Raw genomic sequence first — 19,291 nt, 5'->3', positions numbered from 1 at the left:
TCAGCCCCATTTGGCCAGGGCGCTTGCCAGTTCCGGCTGGTCCCTGGCGTATTCCTCCAGCTCCATGCCGAGTTCCGCGGCTTTCCACGCCTGGCGGATCGCTCGCACCCCTGCGGCCGCGCCCATCGTATGCCCGTGAATGCCGCCACCTCCCAGATACATCAGGTCGAGCGTCCTGCCCGTGCGGCGGTAGGTTTCCACCGCCTGACCGCCCCATTGGCCGGAACAGACAACCGGCAGCGAGCGGTCGTTTTCCGAAAAGATCGGAGTCGCCAGGTCATGGAAGGAGCGAACGAAGCTTTTGTCCGGCTCCCAGTATTTCGCGCGTATTCCATTGATCTGGAACTGGTCGACACCGAGCAGGCGCCAGATTTTCTGGTAGGCGCGAAACTCCATGCCGAGGCCCGGATGGCGGGTCAGAATATCCCAGCCGTTGCGATGGGCGTGCAGGCACAGCCGCGACCGATTGCGCAGGAAGGACATGCCGCCATACCCAATTGAATTGATGTTGACGACCGCTGCGTTGCCGCCCGCGTCGACGACACAGTCGTGATGGCGCATCATCGTATCCGGGTCGGCGGAGGAGATCCCGAAGGCGTACATCACCTTCTTGCCGGTTTTCTGCTCATGATCCAGGATGACCGGCATGATGGCTTTCACGCGGGCCTCCAACGACGAATAGCCCGGACTCATCAGCTTTTCATCGTCCTTGATGAAGTCGACACCGGCTTCGCAGAGTTGGGCGACAACTTTCGCGGTTTCCTCAGGCAACAGGCCGAGCGATGGCTTGATGATCGAGGCGATCATGGGACCTTGCTCAACGCCCATCAGACGCCGTGAACCGGGAATGCCGAATTGCGGTCCCGGATGGCAGGACCATGCCTGGGGCAGGTCGATATCCATGACGCGGATGCCGGTGAGCCCGCGAACCGCGTAAACGCCGCCGATGGTGATGGTCATCAGTGCGGCGATGTCGGTGCCGACGGCCTCCAGCGGATAAGCGATGACCGCGTCCGCGCGATGATAGGGGCCGGTTCCGCCGGGTGCCGGAATGGAAGGAACATCGGTCGGCTCGAGCGGCCGGATCTCAACGACCCTGGCAGCGCATCGGGCGCGCACTTCCTCGGTCTCGCCGGGCAGTTCGGTGAAGGTGCCGGTCGACTGGTCGGCGGCGATCTTCGCTGCAAGCGCTTCAACATCCCCCGATGTTTCCAGCCTGTAGGTAACGTTGATGGTTTCCCTGGACGCGGTCATCTTGGTCCTCCGCCGTCGCGCACCCAGCCGAAATAATCCGGCGTTCCCATCTGGCCGCCTTTCAGCGCCAGTTCCAGTCCGTCCATCGGGCCGTCCGCATGCGCCTGAAAAATGGATGCGCCGGGAATGGTCGGTGCAAGTGCGGACAGGGCGAAGATGTCCAGCAGTTGGGTCGCGTATCCCGAAGTGTCTCCGCCCGAGACGACAGCACGCCTTACGTCGCCCCGTTCCAGGACGCGTTTGAGGATATGGCCGAGCGCTTCTCCAACCTTGCGATTGGCGGAAGGCATATCGAGCGAGGATGCGGCAACCGCCTGCCTGAAACGCTCGACAGCCGGGTCTTCGGGACCGGCAGCCGAGAAGATCAGAGGGTCGGTTTCCCGCGAAAGCGCCGCGAGCGACCGCTCAACGACCTGTTCGATTTCCGCCTCGAGCTCTTCAGGTTCGCCGCAAACCTTCACCGCGTCGAATTCGATGCAGGCAAATCCGTTGGCTTTCGACCAGGCGATCTGGTCGGCCGTCGTCGGGGACACCGATCCAGAGACGATTGCCATGCGTTGCGAGCGTCCTATCCCGGCAGGTGCCGACGTGACCGGCAACAGGCCGCTCTGACGCCAATATTCAACCAGGGCGAATTCAATTCCCTGGGAGCCGACCACGAAGGGGCACTCTTCCCGCGCTTCCCAGATCGCTCGCCCCGCAGCCGCATCCGTGGCGGCGTCCACGCTGTCTATGGTTACCGCCGTGAGCTTGCCGCCGTCTGAGAAACCGGACAGGGACACGGTGTCACCCGCGTTCAGGTCCTCAAGCGACAGGAGACCCGTGTTGAGCTTGTCCGACTGTTTCGATATATGGAGGCCAACATCGGCTTCCGTCATTGGCGTGACCGGGTGGCGCGACATCACCGGGTGTCTGTCGAGGCGAACAATGCCGTCTCCGGCGCTCGCGAACAGATGGCCGAAGCACTGATAGCGGCGCATTTGCGGGACGGCGATGAGCACCGGAACGACAGTGGGGGAAAACCGCTCCGCTCCGATTTCGATGGCCCGTCCGATCGATCCGGTTTCCGGTGAGGAATCGAGGGTGGAGCACACCTTGTAGTGAACCAGCTGAGGGCCGAGCTCTTTGAGTTGATCGAACGCGTCAGGCAGGGTATCGCTCATCCATTGCGGCGATCTGGCGCGGGCTGTGGACGCCACTCCGATATTGCGTATGTCCGGAAATCGGCCAAGCTGTTCCCGGGTAGGTACATCCAGAAAGAGAATTGAAGGAAGTCCGGCGAAGGCCAGCACCTCCATTACCGCTGCCGCTCCGGTGAAATCATCTCCGTACCAGGCGACCAGCGGCCCCTCAGGAAGCTTCCGCAAGGTCTTTTTCGGGCTGCTTTCTTTCATGCGCTGATCCTAAAAGCTTGACATACTTATGTAATTAGTATCTCATCATACCAGTTGTCAACGACATTTACCGTATTTGCTTGTACCCTAGGGAGTTAGTGACGTGAAGAAAGTGGCCTTGTTCGGCGCGGGTGGCAAAATGGGAATGCGCCTCGGCGCCAATCTTGCCAAGTCCACCGATTTCGAAACGATGCATGTCGAGGTTTCGCAGGAAGGTCAGGAGCGCGTGCGTGCAGTTCATGGCGTGGACTGTGTCGAGCCTGATACGGCGCTGGAAGGCGCCGATGTGATTGTTCTGGCCGTACCCGACACCCTGATCGGAAAGATCTCTCACAGCATCATCGACAAGATCAAACCGGGAGCGATGCTCTACTGCCTGGACGGGGCTGCGCCCTTTGCCGGTCATTTGCCCGAGCGCGAGGATGTTACCTATTTCGTGTCCCACCCCTGTCATCCGCCGATCTGGAACGATGAAACCGATCCGGATGCCAAACGCGACTATTTCGGCGGTCTGGCGGCCAAGCAGGGTATCGTGAACGTGCTCATTCAGGGGCCCGAGAGCGACTATGCGCTGGGAGATCTGGTCGGCCGGACCATCTATGCGCCGGTCATGCGCTCGCACCGGGTCACGCTGCAGCAGTTCGCGATGCTGGAGCCGGGCCTTTCGGAAACCGTGAACGGGTCGCTGATGATGGTGTTGCGGCAGGCGATGGACGAAGTGGTCGAGCGGGGAGTGCCCTACGACTGCGCAAGGGATTTTCTGCTGGGCCATATGAACATCATGGGCGCCGTCATTTTCGACCAGCACAAGGGGGTCTTTTCGGACGCCGCCAACAAGGCGATCGAATACGGTATCCCTGTTCTGATGCGCGATGACTGGAAGCGTTGCCTCGACGACGCCGAGATCGCCGCCAGCGTGGACCGGATTACCTGATATTTCGCGGAAGGGGTTTGACTATCTGTCTGCGGCGGTAGCGCCGCAGGCCGTCCTGGCATTCCAGAATAGATCGAATTCCGGCTTTCAGCTGGTTTCAATGACATGTCTGCAGGCTGGAAACACGCGTCAGATGGCAGCGTGTTTCCAGAAAAGCGCTCTATTCGGCCTGGTTATGATGGCGATAAAGATCCTTGGACCTGTTCAAGTGGGTCCCAAGCGCTGATGCGGCGGCAGCCGGATCGCCGGACGCGATGCACTCGATGATCTTCTGGTGTTCCTCAAGCGTGACGTTTTCCTGGCCGGACCAGATCAGCAGGTCGGAGTGGTAATTGAACAGCCAGGTGAGCATGGCGTCGCAGACGGCGGCCAGAATGGGGTTGCCCGAGATCGCGGAAATCTTGCTGTGAAAAGCGATGTCCGCCTTGATGAATTCGGACGGATTTCCGAGTTTGGTGCGTTGTGTCGCCAGCAGCTTCTCGAGTTCGGAAATATCGTCCTTCGTCGCTTTTTCCGTCGCAATCTTCACCATGCCGACTTCGAACAGACGGCGGGCTTCCTTCAGATATTCCAGGTTATCGGAGGAAGCGGAAAGGAGCATCCGGGCGACCATGTCCATTTGCCGGAAGGCCAGATCGGCGGACAATTCACTGACACGGGAGCGTTCGCCGTGAGATATCGTGATGAGGCCTTGTGTATGCATGGATTGCATCGCCTCGCGCACAGCCGGCCTGCCGACACCGAAGCGCTTCATCAGTTCCCGCTCGGAGGGCATGAGGTCACCAGGTGCCAGTTCCCCGCGCACAATCATTTCGCGCAGGCGTTCAAGAACCTGATCGGATAACTTGCGGCGAACGATCTTGTCTTCGTCGCCACCCGGGCCGTTCCAGTTCTCCATGGTTTTCCGCCTCAAACCCTCGTGTCTATTTTGCGTCCCCTAATTTGCGGACGTACCAGTTGCGGACATAGCTTATCATTTCCGATGTCACAACCATCTGGTCTCAAACGGCCCTAGCATATCGGTCCCGGCCGTACTGATTTCGAGTTCATTAGATGTCAAATTTGCGATCAGAATTGCGCGGCCCGTGGCCGTGTCGAATCCAAGCGCCGCGAGTTTACGTTCGTCGCTCACCTTATACACATGCAGCGGCAGTTCCTGTGCCCGCGCCAGTTCCGTTATGGCGCGGCCGACAGGCAGGAAGTCGTCTCCCGCGGCTGTCAGCACGCCGCGTGGCCCGGAGAATGCCGCCGGGATCCATTTTTCGATGCCGGCGGCGGCGATGCGTGCCGCATATCCAACCGTCCACGCGGCAGCGAATGCCCCGCGCTGACGCGGGTCGTCGGACGTCATGCAGATGCGTTCGCTGTCCGGATTGTCGAAGGTTCTGGATCCATAGGGGTTCATCCGCATCCCGATCGTGGACGGCCCGATCCTGTAGCTGGTGTTCGCGCCGATAATCGCCCTTGCCGACCGGGTGATATGGGGCAGGGTTTCCAGGGTCTCCATCACGCTGTCATCGTCGGCGGCGTGCACGATCGGACTGGTCGAATGCGTCACGAAATCGAGCAGATCGAGCGGCGGGCGCTTGCGATTGAGTTCCGTAAAGTAGCTGAACATGCCTCCGCCGAGCGCGAGGCCGGGAAACGCGCCACGGGCGGCGCGATAGATGTCTTCAAGCGGCGGGCACTCGGGCCAGTCGCTGCCAGGTGGTGTGGACTGGCGATCGACAGACGGACAAACCGCAAGGGAATTCAGCGTTATGCCGCTGTCGCTCACCTTCCGTGCAAGTTCTTCGAATTCCGCATCAAGGTCGCCTTCGCCGGCGACGACATATTCCAGGTCGTATTCCGCCGGATAGATGTCCTGAAGGGTCTTGTAGTGACCCCAGAACTGCGGATCGTGATGGGTTGTCGGGTCGAAATGCAGGAGGATCGACTTCGGCTTCAACTCGAAAAGGCGGTCGGCGCTGTTGAGCGCGGGCTCGCTTTCTTCCGGTGTGATCAGCAGGCCGATGTCCGGCAACGTCATTCCGGCTGGTGGGCCTACTTCAATCGTGACAGGTCCGTCGTGCCTTGCGGTTTGCGAGGAACTTGCACCGGTCGTGTTTTTTTCAACAAGGAGTTCGACCTCCTGCTGGTTTTCCTGCCCTCCCGGCAGGATATACGGCCATGGAAGCGCCAGCGGGCGCACATAGGTCTTGTAGGAGGCATCGGACCAGTTGCGCTGATCCTCCATTTCAAAGACATCTCCTTCCATCCTGCAAGTCGCCTTGATGGAGGCCGCCGGCCAATGGGTAAGGGCGCGGATATTCTTGAACGGCTGCCAGGGCTCGATCAGTTCCGGGAAAACGGTCTTCTCGCGGCACCCGTCGCAATGCTCGACCTCCACCGGAGCACCGGCGACATCCCGTATCGGATGCAGGATGTTGAACCCGCAGCGGTTGGTTTCGAAATCCTGTTCGGCGAAGGCATTCGCGCTGTAGCTCAAGCGGCCGTCCGCGCTGCCTTCAATGCGGGTGGATACCTTGAGTGTTGCGCCTGCATTCACGAAGACCGCGTTATAGGTGACGGTGAATTCCTCCGCCCCTTCCTCAACCTTCATGTCTTCAATGCGAGGCGCCAGGGTTCCCCAGTCGCGGTCGCGCACGACATAGGATATCGCCCGCAGGATCTCGATACCCTCGACACTGACGTATCTGAGATTGCCGTTTTCAAGCCGTGCCGACAGCGCACCGGCACGGAGGATCCGGTACGGGGCGGGGGGCTGTGTCGTGCCAAACAGGTTCTGGGCTTCGTCGTCGGTCATCGGTTCGGATCACGCAGATCTATGGTTCGGTTTCCCTCGCTGGCGGAAAGATAGGCCGCCTCAACGAGGTCGAGCGTCTTGAGATTGTCGGTGCCCGAGGTTTCGGGCGCCCTGTCACTCTTAAGGCAGTCGATGAAATGGTGCTGGATGTTGAAGACGCTCTCCTGAATGTTGTGCCAGGGACGTTCGGCCCAGGGGAGCAGCGGCGGCGACACATCCTTTCGTGACGTGCCTTGCGCGTTGTGGATCTCGAGCTGGTAGTCGGACATCAGCCGCAGCGTACCGGTACTGCCGTCGACTTCAAGCAGGGTCTCGGGGAAATGCTCATGCGGCAGACGGGTGGCATAGCTGCAGTCGACAATGCTGGTCACATCGTTTTCGTGAACGAGCATCATCGTGGCGACGTCTTCCGCCCGGATGGCCTGATTGACCCGCCTGGTGCTGGCGCTGATAGATTTCGCGTCGCCGAACAGGAACCGGGCGATGTCGAGTATGTGGATGCCCAGATCCTGAATGATGAAACGGTCATCGGTGGCAAGATAGGGCTGGCCCGAATAGACGTCGTAGGCCGAGCGAAAACTGACGCGCCCCCAGAACGGTGTCCCGATCGCCCCAGTTTCGATTTCGGCTTTCGCTTTGCGGATGGCCGATTGCCAGCGGAAGTTCTCATGCACCATCAGGGTGACGCCGGCGGCCGATGCCAGGCCGGTCATGGTCTTGGCGTCGTCCATGGTGTCCGCGAAGGGCTTCTGGCAGATGATGTTCACACCGCTCGCGGCAACAAGCTGAACAAGCGGGAGATGGGTCTGCACAGTGGTCGCGATGTCGGCGAAGTCCAGGGTCTCTGCCTTGAGCAGTTCCGCGGCATCCGTGTAGGTTCTTTCGATCCCGAAGCGTTGGGCCGTGGCCTTCAGACGGTCCTCGTCCCGGTCGCAAAGCGCCGTGATTTCGGCCCCCTCCACGTCGGCCCAGGCATGCATGTGGTTTTGAGCGAAGAAGCCGCAGCCAATCAGTGCACCCTTTTTCATTCCATTCTCCTTGTCGGGCTCTTTATCGGGCCGCGGCCTGCTGCTGCAGGGCTACCCGCGCCTGAAGTCTTTGTTGTGCCTGATCTACGACAACCGCGGCAATGATCACCAGTCCCTTGATAACGGTCTGCCAGAAGGAACTCACTCCCATCATGACAAGTCCGTCGGACAGTACCCCGATGACGAAGGCGCCGACGATGGTTCCTCCAATGCGTCCACGGCCACCGGACATGGACGTTCCCCCGAGCACCGCCGCCGCGATGGCGTTCAGTTCGAATGTTTCGCCGGTCGCGGGGTGCGAGGCCACAAGCTGGGAAGAGATGACCAGACCGACGATCGCCGCGCAAAAGCCGGAGAACATGTAGACGAACATCTTGACGCGATTGACCTTCACCCCGGAAAGGGCCGCGGCCTTCTCGTTGCCGCCGACTGCGTAGATATGCCGGCCGAGAGGGGTTCTGGAGGCAATATAGGCCGCGGCGCAGCCAACCGCGATCAACAGCCAGATGGAGATGGGTATCCCGAGAATGCTGCCCGTGCCGATGAGGTAGAAGCCCGTCGAACCGTAGTCCTCCTTGCCGACAAGGTTCGGAAAGGTCGCGCCGTCAGACGAGAGCAGCGCCAGTCCGCGCGCCACATAAAGCGTTCCGAGGGTCGCGATGAAGGGGGCGACATTCAACCGTGTGATCAGCAGTCCATTGATGGCGCCCACCAGAACGCCCACGGCCAGGGTGATGAGAATGATCTCGAACAGGTTGAAATAGAGCGAGTATCCGATCCCCAGATCGATGCCGTTGAGGATCAGCCAGCCGGCCACCATGCCGCACAGGCCGACAATCGAGCCTACCGACAGGTCGATGCCGCCGGTGATGATGACGAATGTCATTCCGATTGCCAGAAAGGCGTTCAGGGCCACATGTTTGGACATGATGACGAAATTGGCTGCGCTCAGGAAGTTCGGTGCCGCCATCGAAAAGAAGGCGAAAACGGCGATCAGCGCGATGAAGGTTCTGAGTTTCAGCAGTAGCAGAACCAGGGGTTGCCCGCCCGAACCGGTCTGACCCTGTGTTGCGGTGAGCGATGTCATCCGTGTTTCCTCTCGTTCATGTGGTTCGCTTCGCCTGAGGGAGCGTGGCCGATCGCGGAAGCCGCGATAATCTGTTCTTCTGTTGCGTCGGGTCCGTTGAATTCACCCGTGATCCGCCCGTTGGACATCACGACGATCCGGTCGGACAAGGACATGACCTCTTCAAGGTCGGAGGTGACAAAGAGTATGCCGAGGCCTTCCGCGGCGAGCTTGCGCATGGTGCGGAACACCTCCGCCTTGGCGCCGATATCGATGCCGCGGCTCGGTTCGTCCATCAAAAGCACCTTCGGCGATGTCATCAGCGCCTTGCCGATGACGACCTTCTGCTGATTGCCGCCGGACAGCGAACTGACCGGGTTTTCCATGCTGGCGATCTTGATGGTGAGGTCACGCACGAACCGGGCGACCGTCTCGCGCTCCCGGCGCAGGCTGAGATGGATGCCCTTTGCGAAGCTTCCGAGGCTGGAGAGGGACATGTTCTCCCTGATCGGCAGGATCTGCACCAGCCCCTCGGCCTTGCGATCCTCCGGGATGAGGGCCAGGCCTCGGGAGATACGGCCGGCCACGTCCGGTTCGTTCAGAGGCTTTCCCTCAATGAAGAACGCACCGCTGCAATTTGGATGCTGCGCCATGATGCATTCGAAAAACTCGGATCGTCCGGCGCCCATCAGACCATAGATGCCGACGATCTCTCCGGCCCGGAGGCTCAGAGAGACATGGTCGACCACATATTTGCCGGTCTTGCCGATCAGGCAGATGTCTTCGCTGCGGAAAATCTCGTCGCCGAAATCATGCTGCACCGTCTTGGCGAAATCCTTGGATGCAGCACCGATCATGTTGCGCACGATCCAGGAGACGTCCACGCCCTCCATGGAACGGGCACCGGTCCGGACGCCGTCCCTGAGCACGGTGATGTAGTCGCCGATGCGTATCAGCTCCTCGAGGCGGTGTGAGATATAGACGATGCCGACGCCGCGCTTTTTCAGATCGGCGATTACCCTGAACAGGATCTCCACCTCCGCCGCGCTTAAAGCGGAAGTCGGTTCGTCCATGATCAGGATGCGGGCATCCTGCGCAAGCGCCTTGGCGATCTCGACTATCTGCTGTTCGCCAATCCGCAGGTCGGAGACAAGGGCGTCCGGCGAAATGTCATGTTCCAGCCGCTTGAGCAGTTCGACGGCTTCCTTTTTCTGCTCACCGGCCGCGATGTCGATGCCCGCCCGGGTTTTCTCCCGCGCGATAAAGATATTGTCGGCAACTGTCATGTTCGGAAACAGGTTCAGTTCCTGGAACACGATGCCGATGCCGTGGGCGGCGGCCGTGCGGGTGTCGGGAAGGCTCAAGCGTTCGCCCTCCATCAGGATCTCGCCCGACGTCAATTGTTCCACGCCGGCGATGACCTTCATGAGCGTTGATTTTCCCGCGCCATTCTCGCCGACAAGGACATTGACCGCGCCCAGATGGACATCGAAGTCAACGTCGTTCAGGGCGAGGGTGCCCGGATAGACCTTGGTCGCGCCGCGCACTGAAAGTCCGATCCTGTGATCCGGCGCGGTCATCATTCGCCCACCTTCAGGGCAACGGGAGTGACGAGAAATGGAGGTGCGGAGCCGCGCACCGTGAATGCGCCCATGGCGTCGATCTTCTGGCCGACGAGCGCGTCGCGCGGCAGATCTTTCAGCGCTGCCTCATAAGCGCGCGTGTTCAGGGCTCGCGACAACTGGGCAAATTCGATCTGGTCGGTAAAGGATGTGAAGTCGATAAACGGAAGGACGTCCCGAAGCGCCGTGCCGCGGATAACCGGGCCGAGCTGCAGGGTGACGTCCGCTTCCCCGTCTCCGTCCAAGTCGATTTCGGCGGTTGCGGCGCGGGTGTCTGTCTTGGCCGAGACGATCGTACCGGTGATCCTTGTGGCGAAGTTCCAGGGGCTGCCCTCACTTGCAGCGCGATAGCCGTTTGCGTTGCCGGCGGCGTCGAGATCCTCGGCAATTGCTATCGCCAGAGACTTCATGTCAGTCGATGTATCCTGAAGATGCGGGATGACCTGCTTGTCCCAGATGTCAGCGACCAGCGAGTTCATGTCGCCGCCGGGCTGGCTGGACACAACGTCCTTGCCATCGCCATCTGCAACAATATCGTTTTTTTCAAGCTTACAGCCGCCAAGGGCGGCAACAATCATGACCATACAAATTGACGGAGCTAAGCCGCGATGCACCTTGCATCCTCCCGAATAAAACTCACCCATGCCTTGCGGCCGCTGGCAGCAGGCAAGGGACCAGGTATTATGAAAGGGTCCGGTTGCGACGAACGGATCCGCCGCAACCGATCTCGTTTTATTTCAGTGCGAAGGTTTCGAGATTACCGGCGTTCGATGCGTTGATCAGCACGCAGTCCATCAGCTGCTTTTCATCCTGACCGGTGGAGCCGGTCTTCAGATACTGATCGGCCTGCTCGACAGCGATTTCCGCCTGGCGGAAGGCCGGCTGAAGAACGGTAGCCTTGATACCGCCCTCGAGGATCGAGTCGCGGACATCGTTGCTGCCGTCAAACCCGACCACGATCACGTCCGTACGGCCGGCCGCTTTCAGAGCGGACCAGGCCCCCATGGCCATGGTGTCGTTTCCGGAGATGACGCCTTTGATCTCAGGATTGGCCTGGAGGATGGTTTCCATCTTCTCGTAGGCTTCCGTCTGGCTCCAGTTCGCGGACTGCTGCGCGACCATCTTCATGTCAGGATACTGGTCGATGACGTCATGGTAACCTGAGGAGCGGATGCCGGCGTTGGTGTCGGATTCCTTGCCGACGAGTTCGGCGTAATTGCCTTCTTCACCCATCAGCTTCACGAACTCTTCAGCGCCGAGCTGGGCGCCCTGGTAGTTGTTGGAAACAATCTGGGAGACCGCAACACCGGTTTCGGAAATTTCACGGTCGATCAGGAAGGACGGAATACCGGCTTCCTTGGCCCGGCGAACCGGTGCCACGGAGGCGTCAGCTCCGGCGTTGTCCAGGATGATCGCCTTTGCGCCGCGAGCGATCGCGGTGTCAAAGAGTTCGCTCTGCTTGTTCGGATCATCGTCGTGAACGAGAACCAGCGTTTCATAGCCGAGCGCTTCAGCGCGCTGCTGTGCGCCTTCCGCTTCCGACTTGAAGAACGGATTATCATGCGAAGGCGTGATGATCGCGATCAGATCCGCCGCGGATGCATAGGCGGGCACCATGAGAGTGGCTGCGAGCGCAGCCCCAGCAAGGAGCGTTCTGCGAGTGAATGTCATGTAGTCCTCCCGTTTAACTTTGAATTTCAGTCTTCAGTGCCGAACCGCTCCAGCAAGTTCAGAGCTTCCGGTTCGTTCAAGTTGCCTGCGCCGGTCAGGACGCAGGAACTCCGATCAGGTGATCCGCCGGATGCTTTCCCTGATTTCCTCCGGCTTGAACACGCCAATCCAGTCATCACGCATGAGGCGTGTTTTTCCATTGACGATTGCCTTGTTGCAGGCATCTGAAAAGACGCCGTCAACTTCCTCCATGACAACCGCGCCAAGAACATTCATGTGGCCGAGCAGAAAGTCGCGCGCCGCCTGGCGGTCGACGCCGAGGCGCACAACTTCCTCCATGGCCTCCTTCATGACCACAAGGAGCGTGGCGCACACTGTCTCGGACAAGCCGGGCTCCAGAAGCGCCATCTGTTCGACGGTGATGCGATGGGACCGCAGGATCGGTTTGAAGATCGTCTTCGCGATGTCCTCTCCAATCGCAAAGTGCTCTTCCGGCCCTTGCATGAGGGCGCTGACAATTGCCTGCTTCGCCGCGACACCACCGAAATGGTCGCGCTTTGCGGACATGTCGGTCTCATCGTTGAAGATCGGCGGATGGCAGGGATGAGTGACGAAGAACGTTATGTCGTCCCGTTCCGGGAAATGGCCCGCGAACGGGGCGGCCGCATCCAATGCGATCAGGATGGTTCCCGGATCGAGCTTGTCGATGATGCTGCTGGAGACCGCCTTTATTGCCGTGTCCGGCACTGCCAGGATAACTGCGCGGGCCCCTACAAGGGCCTCATCGATATCGACGCAATCAGCGCCGACTTCGGACTTCAGCCGGTTCTTGCCTTCACTGCTGACTTCGACGTGAGCAACGTTGTATCGGGAGCCCTTCAAGTTATGGGAGAGTCGTACTCCCATTTTTCCCCCCGCACCTATGAGCGCGATTTTCATGGTTCCTCCCAAGCTTATGATTTTTATGAATCCACAGTGAAATTTTGATGTCAACTGGTATGATGACATTATTATTATCTGTAGTCAGTTGCATGTGTCTAGTTAAATTCCGGTGGTGCAAGTCAATTGAGCAGGGGTGAATCGGATGCACTTGTGCGCCAGGGTGACGCCTCCCCTGCGTCAAAAAACGTCTCGATTGATGTGGCGGGACGTGCCTGCTTGAGCCATAAGGGAGCAAGCTGCCTTGTGGCCATGAAACAGCGAGCCTCAGGAAACACGGAAAAAGGAACGGGACCTTTGAGCAAAACCAGAAAATTCGCCTTCATAAAGGCACGCTGGCACGCGGATATCGTCGACAAGGCGTTCGAGGGCTTCAAGCAGAGACTTTCGGAGCTGGACCCGGGAGCAGAAGTGGAAAGCTTCGATGTTCCAGGTGCGTTCGAAATGCCGCTCGTTGCTCTCAAACTGGCCGAGACGGGAAAATACGACGCTATCGCCGCCGCTGCGCTTGTCGTCGATGGTGGCATCTACCGCCACGATTTCGTGGCTCAAGCTGTGGTTACGGGTCTGATGGAAGCCGGGCTCAAGTCGGGCGTTCCGGTGCTCTCGGTCTCTCTGACGCCGCATCGTTTTCAACCGACCGGTGAGCATGAAGGCTTCTTCAGCGAGCATTTCGTCAAGAAGGGCAAGGAAGCCGCGGATGCCGCAGTCAGCGCGGCCGATCTGGTGGCAAAGCTCGGCGCGTAGCCAGTTGTTTTCGCGCGGTGACTGCCCGAGTTGGGGTATTCCTCCTCGGACGGCCCCGGACTTGATCCGGGGCCGTCCGGGTGTTCCCGTATCAAGTCCGGGGCAGCACTGGGGACGTTGACCTACCTGAATATGGGTATTCCGGGGCCGACCGGCGCGATGCTGACCGAGAGCAGGACAGCAGATGCAGGCCTTTGCCGGCAGACTGAGACCTAAAGAGGCTTTGCCTGCGGTTCGGCCTGGGGCGGGGTAACCAGCCGTTCGGCGGTAAACCTGTCGGTGATCAGAACATCGATCTTGCCGGTTCTGAGTGCGCCGCGTATGGCGTCGGTCTTGGTATCGCCGCCGGCCAGCGCGACGACACGCTCTATATGCGCCAGATCTTCCAGTGGCATACCGATCACCCGGTCATCGAGCGGTGTTTTGACGGTTCCACCATCCTGATCGAAGAACCTCAGGCTGATGTCGCCGACGCCCCCTGCCTCCTTGACGGCGGCCAGTTCGTTCGGCGTGAAAATGTTGCCGGAGCGGGCCAGCATCCAGGAGGGTTCCAGCGCGCCTATGCCGACGATGGCGAGGGTTATGCGGCTGAACAGGTCGATGGTCTCGCGGATATAGGGATCGCTGAGCAGAACAAGCTTGGCTTCCCGCGATTGCGCGACGCCGGGTGCGCTCAGCAGACGCGCCTCGGCGCCGGTCAGTTTGGCAAGCCGGGAGGTCAGTTGCGTGGCGTGGATCTGAACCGTCGGGTCCCCCATGCCACCCAGGGTCTGGACAACATATTTCGCCTTGCCGTTCTTCATCGGATGGATGTTGTCGACCATCTTGAGAATGGTCTGGCTCCAGCTGGAAACGCCGATGATCTCACCGGGCTGCAAGGTTGCCTCGATGATATGAGCGGCAGCTTCGCCGATGCGCGCCATGATCGCGCCTTCGCGGTCCTCGGAGCATTCCACCACGATGGCCTCTGCGAGCCCGAACGCTGCCCTGAGCCCTGTCTCCAGTTCGCTGTAGGTCCCCGAAGGTGCGACGACCGTGGTGCGCACGATCTCCTCGTCCACGGCTTTCTTGAGCATTCGGGAGACCGTTGCCTGGGAGATGCGTAGATGTTTGGCGATATCCGCCTGTCGCTTGCCCTCGATGTGATACATCTGGGCAACCCGAGCGATCATGCGTAGTTCATTCAGGCGCGACACGTCATAAGCTCCAACTGGTTCGGGTCCGGCTCCTATGAATAAATATTCAATTATTGATAATTGTCGAGCGGCGAATTGCGATCTGCCAGTTTTCCAGAGACCGAGTCCGCATTTCGTCGGCCATGGCGGGGTTCAGTTCCGCGCCGCTTCTTTTTAGTCCTGAAATCGTCGTCAGATCCGGCCAGACACCGGCTGCAAGGCCTGCCAGATAGGCCGCCCCCAGGGCGGAGGCTTCGGTGTTGTCGCACATCGTGACAGGGTGGTTGAGGTAATCGGCAACCAGCTTCATCAGGAAGGGATTGCGGCTCGGGCCGCCATCGACGAAAAGCCGCCCGATTCCGTGTCCGGTTGCCTCGGCCATGATCCGGTAGATGTCATTCACCTGGTAGGCCATGCTCTCGGCGGCCGCACGGGCCACATGGGCCGGACCGGAGGAAAATGTGAGGCCGCTAATCAGGCCGCGTGCGTCCGCCTGCCAGTGAGGCGCGCCGAGACCGACATGCGCAGGCACCAGGGTAACGCCCAGGCACGCGTCGACGGTCTGCGCAAGCTCCAGAAGGGCGTCGACGCTTTCCAGGCCAAGCAATTCCGCCGTCCACGGCAAAATGGCGGCGCTCACCAGAATGTTGCCCTCGAACGCATAGGTCATCTTGCCGCCAATGGACCAGGCAATTGTTGTTGTGATGCCTTGTGGCGGTGCGATGAATTCGGGGATTGTCGTCATGATCGACGAACCGGTGCCGAACGTGATCTTGCCGTCGCCTGCGCCGAAAGCGCCGTGACCGAATAGGGCCGCGTGGGAGTCGCCCACAGCCGAGGCAATCGGGATACCGTCGCGAAGGCCGGGCACATCCGTCGTGACGCCGAAAAGGTGGGAGGAGTCGCTCACGTGCGGCAGCGCCGCATTCGGAACCCCGAAGAGCGCGCACAGCGTGTCGTCCCACTTGCCGGTCGCGATGTCGAGAAGCTGCGTCCGCGCCGCATTGGAGCGGTCGGTCATGTGGATCTGCCCGCCGGAGAAGTTCCAGATAAGCCAGGAATCGACCGTGCCCAGACAGACGTCGGCGGGGTCGCGCCCCTGGCAGTGGTTCTCAAGCAGCCACCTGGCTTTCGTGGCGGGAAACATCGGGTCGAGCGGCAATCCGGTCAGCCGGAGCACCGAAGGTTCATGGCCGGCGGATTTGAGCTCGCCGCAGGCTGCCGCGGTGCGCCGGCATTGCCAAGTGATGACCGGGCCAAGCGGCTCGCCGGTCGCTCGGTCCCAGACGAGCATCGATTCGCGTTGGTTGGAAATTCCCAGTGCGGCGATGTCGACGTCCGGCGCCGCCCTCAGGCAGGACCCTATCGCCTCAAGGGTGGCGGACCAGATGTCCTCAGCAGATTGCTGAACCCAGCCGGGCCGGGGGTGTTCTGTCGGCACAGGCGCGCTGCCGCTGGCAAGAACATCACCGTTTTCGCCGACGAGGACGGCCTTGCTGTTGGTCGTTCCCTCGTCAATCGCCAGCACCGCCCGGATGGTCATCGTCGATCAGGCCTTCTTCTTCATGAGCTCCCTGGCGCTTTCGGCAATGCCTGCAGGCGACATGCCGAATTCGTCCAGCAGAAAATTCGCGGATCCCGTCGGAGCGAATATGCCCGGCACACCCAACAGCTTCATCGGCACGGGCCGGGTTTCAACAACAGCTTCTGCGACCGCACTGCCGAGCCCACCGTAAACCGTGTGTTCCTCGCAAGTAAGGATCGCGCCGGTTTCGTTCGCCGCCGCCAGCACCGCGTCCCGATCGATGGGGCGGACGGTCGCCATGTTGAGCACCCGGGCGGAGATGCCGCGCTCGGCGAGCATTTGCGCGGCAGCCATGGCCCGGTGGGAGAGAACGCCATTGGCGATGATGGTCAGGTCGGTGCCGTCACGCAGCATATTGGCCTTGCCGAGTTCGAAAACATGTCCTTCGGGAAGAAGATCCGGAACGCCGACGCGGCTCAGGCGCAGAAAAACCGGGCCCTCATGGTGCGCCGACCATGTCACCGCGGCAATGGTTTCCGCCCTGTCCGCCGGTGCGATGACCGGGACATTGGGCAGAGCCCGTATCCAGGCGAAATCCTCGATCGAATGGTGGGTCGGCCCGAGTTCGCCATAGGCCATGCCGGAGCTGATGCCGCAGAGTTTCACATTGGTGTTGGTATAGGCGACATCCGCCTTGATCTGTTCCAGCGCACGGCCGGTCAAAAAGCACGATGCGGCACACACGAAGGGGATCTTGCCGCCATTGGCGAGGCCGGCGCCCACGCCGACCATATTCTGTTCCGCGATGCCGACATTGATCAGCCTGCCCGGCCATTTGTCGCGAAACCCGCCCAGCTTGCTCGATCCGACGGAGTCGTTGCACACGGCGATGATGTCGTTGTTGGTCTGCGCGAGCGCCTCGAGCGTGCCGACAAAGGCGTCGCGGCAGTCGAAAAGTTGGGCTGGTGGTGCCGAGATCGTCATCAAAGTGCCTCCTCCAGTTCGCTCATCGCCTGCTTGTACTGGTCCGCGCTGGGAACCTTGTGGTGCCATGCGACATCGTCGGTCATGAACGAGATGCCCTGTCCCTTGAACGTGTGGGCGACGATGCATTTCGGCTTGCCGGGTGTGATGGCGCTACGGTCGAGCGCCGCGCTGATCGCCGCCATGTCATGGCCGTCGATTTCCTCCACGGCCCAGCCGAAGGCTTCCAGCTTGGGAGCGAATGGTGCGACGTCATTCGTGTCGGAAAGGCGCGCGCCCTGTTGCAGCCGGTTGTGGTCGATGATCAGGGTCAGGTTGTCCAGCCTGAACTGGGACGCGGCCATGATCGCTTCCCAGTTGGAGCCTTCCTGCATCTCGCCGTCGCCCGTGACGACGAAGGTTCGCCAGTCGGCCTTGTCGAGCTTGGCCGCCATCGCCATGCCGACGCCGATCGGCAGGCCGTGGCCGAGAGGGCCGGTATTGGCCTCGACGCCGGGAACCTTGGTGCGGTTGGGGTGGCCGTTCAGACGGGAATGCGGTTTCAGGAAGGTGCTGATCTCATCCTTGGGAATGAAGCCTTTTTCGGCGAGCGTCACATAAAGCGCGCAGGCCGTGTGTCCCTTGCTGAGGATCAGGCGATCCCGATCCGGGGCATCGGGATTGGCCGGATCGATGCTCAGGATACGAAAATAGAGCGCTGTCAGAATATCCGTGACAGACATTTCTCCGCCAATGTGGCCAGCGCCGGCTTCGAAAACCGCCTGAAGATCCCGCCGCCTGATATGATTTGCGATAACGCGGAGCTCATTGGGTGTCATGACATGCTTAGCCTTGCATAATTATTCTGTTTATATTAAACATGCACACAAGAAAGCTGTCAAGCTGGTTTCAAATTCGAGCCACGATGAAAATCACAGATTATCGGTGATTTTTAGATCTTTTCAGATCTTGACAGACAAAAATCTGCTGAGTATGATTTTTTTGCATACATGAATAAATATTCGTGTTTGGAAGGAGGAGATGACGGTGACAGCCGATCAGGACGTTGGGAAATCGCGTTTGCTGGACATGATCTCGATCCGAGGGGCTACGGGGCCGCTGATCGGTCTGCTTCTGTTGTGCGTGTTTCTTTCTATCGCGACGGATTCGTTCCTGTCGTTCAGAAACTTCCTGAACATTCTCGATCAGATCACCGTGCTTGGCATCATGGCTGTCGGCATGACCTTCGTAATTCTGATCGGCGGCATCGATCTTTCTGTCGGATCGGTGCTGGCGCTCTCCATGATGGTGCTGGGATATCTCAACGTGGAGGCCGGGATGCCGATGGCGATTGCCATCAGCGGAGCGCTGCTTGCCTCGGCAATCGCCGGTGCGGTTTCCGGGTTGCTGATCACGGCTTTCAGGATACCCGCCTTCATCGCGACGCTGGCCATGATGTCGATCGCGCGCGGTGTGGCGAACATGATCACCAACGGTTCGCAGATCATCGGCTTTCCCGCCTGGTTCAACATGGGTGCGATCATCCGTTACGGCGGATTTCTGACCATGACGGTCGCCGTCATGCTGATCGTTTTCACTGTGGCGACCCTGTATCTGCGTTACCGCGAGGGCGGGCGCTCGCTCTATGCGATCGGCGGCAACCCGGAAGTGGCGCGCCTGGCGGGGATCAATGTTCAACGCACAACGGTGCTGGTCTACGTGGCTTCCGCGGTCCTGTCCGGGCTGGCAGGGGTCCTGCTCGCGGCGCGACTCGATGCGGTGCAGCCGAGTTCAGGGGTGGCCTATGAACTGGATGCCATCGCTGCGGTGGTCATCGGCGGCACCAGCCTTTCCGGCGGCACCGGTGGTGTTGTTGGAACCATCGTCGGTGTCCTGATCATCGGGGTGTTGCGCAACGGCCTCAACCTGATCGGCGTATCGCCCTTCCTGCAGGCGGTCATCATCGGTTCGGTCATCGTCCTTGCCGTCGCTGTGGAGACGATCAAACGCCGGAGTTGACGGAAAGACCCCGCCGGGAGTTTGGGAGGACCGGACGAAATACTCCCGTTTGCCGCCAGGTGTCCTGTGGCTGGAGGTTTATAGGGTGCGTGTCGCAAGTTACTGAAACAGATCGATTTTTCTTCCGGTTGGACGAGGAACGATCAAG

At 60.1% G+C, this 19,291-nt stretch carries 17 protein-coding genes; 3 read left to right on the top strand and 14 right to left on the bottom strand.

Features of this window, described 5'->3' with window-relative positions; translation table 11 throughout:
• Both oiaX and OA90_RS00635 read right to left on the bottom strand, forming a co-directional pair.
• Complete coding sequence (oiaX, locus tag OA90_RS00640) at positions 1-1,254, bottom strand: 3-oxo-isoapionate-4-phosphate decarboxylase OiaX (protein WP_068405562.1); 1,254 nt, start codon at positions 1,252-1,254, stop codon at positions 1-3.
• The gene (locus OA90_RS00635) at positions 1,251-2,648 is read right to left on the bottom strand and encodes a four-carbon acid sugar kinase family protein (protein ID WP_068405558.1); all 1,398 of its coding nucleotides are present in this window, start codon (positions 2,646-2,648) and stop codon (positions 1,251-1,253) included. The genes oiaX and OA90_RS00635 overlap by 4 nt, the downstream gene beginning before the upstream one ends.
• Before the next feature lie 103 nt (positions 2,649-2,751).
• Between OA90_RS00635 and OA90_RS00630 the strand changes: the two genes are divergently transcribed.
• A complete protein-coding gene (locus tag OA90_RS00630) occupies positions 2,752-3,582 on the top strand; it encodes a phosphogluconate dehydrogenase C-terminal domain-containing protein (protein ID WP_156510340.1) in 831 nt (276 codons plus the stop codon).
• 160 nt (positions 3,583-3,742) lie between these two features.
• Here OA90_RS00630 and OA90_RS00625 read toward each other — a convergent pair whose 3' ends face one another.
• From OA90_RS00625 to OA90_RS00590, 8 genes are all read right to left on the bottom strand, one after another.
• A complete protein-coding gene (locus tag OA90_RS00625) occupies positions 3,743-4,480 on the bottom strand; it encodes a transcriptional regulator NanR (protein WP_068405554.1) in 738 nt (245 codons plus the stop codon).
• 87 nt (positions 4,481-4,567) lie between these two features.
• Positions 4,568-6,388: a hypothetical protein gene (locus OA90_RS00620; protein ID WP_068405551.1), complete on the bottom strand. Its 1,821-nt coding sequence runs from the start codon at positions 6,386-6,388 to the stop codon at positions 4,568-4,570.
• Positions 6,385-7,416 (bottom strand): Gfo/Idh/MocA family oxidoreductase, encoded by a 1,032-nt coding sequence (locus OA90_RS00615; protein WP_068405548.1) that lies wholly within the window; start codon positions 7,414-7,416, stop codon positions 6,385-6,387. Before OA90_RS00615 ends, OA90_RS00620 begins: the two co-directional genes overlap by 4 nt.
• A 22-nt stretch (positions 7,417-7,438) precedes the next feature.
• Positions 7,439-8,503, bottom strand: coding sequence for an ABC transporter permease (locus OA90_RS00610; RefSeq protein WP_068405545.1), 1,065 nt, complete (start codon positions 8,501-8,503; stop codon positions 7,439-7,441).
• Positions 8,500-10,065 (bottom strand): sugar ABC transporter ATP-binding protein, encoded by a 1,566-nt coding sequence (locus OA90_RS00605; protein ID WP_156510339.1) that lies wholly within the window; start codon positions 10,063-10,065, stop codon positions 8,500-8,502. The genes OA90_RS00610 and OA90_RS00605 overlap by 4 nt, the downstream gene beginning before the upstream one ends.
• A complete protein-coding gene (locus OA90_RS00600; protein WP_199823547.1) occupies positions 10,062-10,682 on the bottom strand; it encodes a DUF2291 domain-containing protein in 621 nt (206 codons plus the stop codon). Before OA90_RS00600 ends, OA90_RS00605 begins: the two co-directional genes overlap by 4 nt.
• Positions 10,683-10,836: 154 nt before the next feature.
• A complete protein-coding gene (locus OA90_RS00595) occupies positions 10,837-11,721 on the bottom strand; it encodes a D-ribose ABC transporter substrate-binding protein (protein WP_244274514.1) in 885 nt (294 codons plus the stop codon).
• A 168-nt stretch (positions 11,722-11,889) separates the two neighbouring features.
• Positions 11,890-12,714 carry a phosphogluconate dehydrogenase C-terminal domain-containing protein gene (locus tag OA90_RS00590; RefSeq protein ID WP_068405536.1) on the bottom strand — a complete coding sequence of 275 codons (825 nt, stop codon included), beginning with the start codon at positions 12,712-12,714 and terminating at the stop codon, positions 11,890-11,892.
• 297 nt (positions 12,715-13,011) lie between these two features.
• Here OA90_RS00590 and OA90_RS00585 point away from each other — a divergent pair, with 297 nt between their 5' ends.
• A complete protein-coding gene (locus tag OA90_RS00585; RefSeq protein ID WP_068405533.1) occupies positions 13,012-13,461 on the top strand; it encodes a 6,7-dimethyl-8-ribityllumazine synthase in 450 nt (149 codons plus the stop codon).
• A gap of 212 nt (positions 13,462-13,673) precedes the next feature.
• On the opposite strand, the gene OA90_RS00580 is transcribed toward OA90_RS00585, so the two are convergent.
• From OA90_RS00580 to OA90_RS00565, 4 genes are read right to left on the bottom strand one after another with little or no spacing between them, the layout of a single operon-like run.
• Complete coding sequence (locus tag OA90_RS00580; RefSeq protein ID WP_068405530.1) at positions 13,674-14,657, bottom strand: sugar-binding transcriptional regulator; 984 nt, start codon at positions 14,655-14,657, stop codon at positions 13,674-13,676.
• Positions 14,658-14,703: 46 nt separating this feature from the next.
• Positions 14,704-16,179 (bottom strand): FGGY-family carbohydrate kinase, encoded by a 1,476-nt coding sequence (locus OA90_RS00575; protein ID WP_082836766.1) that lies wholly within the window; start codon positions 16,177-16,179, stop codon positions 14,704-14,706.
• Between the two features lie 6 nt (positions 16,180-16,185).
• On the bottom strand, positions 16,186-17,145 hold the full coding sequence (locus OA90_RS00570; protein WP_068405527.1) for a transketolase family protein: 960 nt from the start codon (positions 17,143-17,145) through the stop codon (positions 16,186-16,188).
• The gene (locus OA90_RS00565; RefSeq protein ID WP_068405524.1) at positions 17,145-17,963 is read right to left on the bottom strand and encodes a transketolase; all 819 of its coding nucleotides are present in this window, start codon (positions 17,961-17,963) and stop codon (positions 17,145-17,147) included. Before OA90_RS00565 ends, OA90_RS00570 begins: the two co-directional genes overlap by 1 nt.
• Before the next feature lie 202 nt (positions 17,964-18,165).
• On the opposite strand from OA90_RS00565, the gene OA90_RS00560 reads away from it, so the two are divergent.
• Positions 18,166-19,143 (top strand): ABC transporter permease, encoded by a 978-nt coding sequence (locus tag OA90_RS00560; protein WP_068405521.1) that lies wholly within the window; start codon positions 18,166-18,168, stop codon positions 19,141-19,143.
• The last annotated feature ends 148 nt before the right edge of the window (positions 19,144-19,291 follow it).

This window comes from Labrenzia sp. OB1, from assembly GCF_001624695.1.
Lineage (GTDB): Bacteria > Pseudomonadota > Alphaproteobacteria > Rhizobiales > Stappiaceae > Roseibium.
This window is presented reverse-complemented; position numbering and strand designations above follow the sequence as displayed.

Excerpts from the sequence above, each read along its gene's own strand:
- oiaX (WP_068405562.1), bottom strand. The coding sequence starts at position 1,254 with ATGACCGCGTCCAGGGAAACCATCAACGTTACCTACAGGCTGGAAACA.
- OA90_RS00635 (WP_068405558.1), bottom strand. The coding sequence starts at position 2,648 with ATGAAAGAAAGCAGCCCGAAAAAGACCTTGCGGAAGCTTCCTGAGGGG.
- OA90_RS00625 (WP_068405554.1), bottom strand. The coding sequence starts at position 4,480 with ATGGAGAACTGGAACGGCCCGGGTGGCGACGAAGACAAGATCGTTCGC.
- OA90_RS00620 (WP_068405551.1), bottom strand. The coding sequence starts at position 6,388 with ATGACCGACGACGAAGCCCAGAACCTGTTTGGCACGACACAGCCCCCC.
- OA90_RS00615 (WP_068405548.1), bottom strand. The coding sequence starts at position 7,416 with ATGAAAAAGGGTGCACTGATTGGCTGCGGCTTCTTCGCTCAAAACCAC.
- OA90_RS00610 (WP_068405545.1), bottom strand. The coding sequence starts at position 8,503 with ATGACATCGCTCACCGCAACACAGGGTCAGACCGGTTCGGGCGGGCAA.
- OA90_RS00605 (WP_156510339.1), bottom strand. The coding sequence starts at position 10,065 with ATGATGACCGCGCCGGATCACAGGATCGGACTTTCAGTGCGCGGCGCG.
- OA90_RS00600 (WP_199823547.1), bottom strand. The coding sequence starts at position 10,682 with ATGATTGTTGCCGCCCTTGGCGGCTGTAAGCTTGAAAAAAACGATATT.
- OA90_RS00595 (WP_244274514.1), bottom strand. The coding sequence starts at position 11,721 with ATGGTGCCCGCCTATGCATCCGCGGCGGATCTGATCGCGATCATCACG.
- OA90_RS00590 (WP_068405536.1), bottom strand. The coding sequence starts at position 12,714 with ATGAAAATCGCGCTCATAGGTGCGGGGGGAAAAATGGGAGTACGACTC.
- OA90_RS00575 (WP_082836766.1), bottom strand. The coding sequence starts at position 16,179 with ATGACCATCCGGGCGGTGCTGGCGATTGACGAGGGAACGACCAACAGC.
- OA90_RS00570 (WP_068405527.1), bottom strand. The coding sequence starts at position 17,145 with ATGACGATCTCGGCACCACCAGCCCAACTTTTCGACTGCCGCGACGCC.
- OA90_RS00565 (WP_068405524.1), bottom strand. The coding sequence starts at position 17,963 with ATGACACCCAATGAGCTCCGCGTTATCGCAAATCATATCAGGCGGCGG.
- OA90_RS00560 (WP_068405521.1), top strand. The coding sequence starts at position 18,166 with ATGACGGTGACAGCCGATCAGGACGTTGGGAAATCGCGTTTGCTGGAC.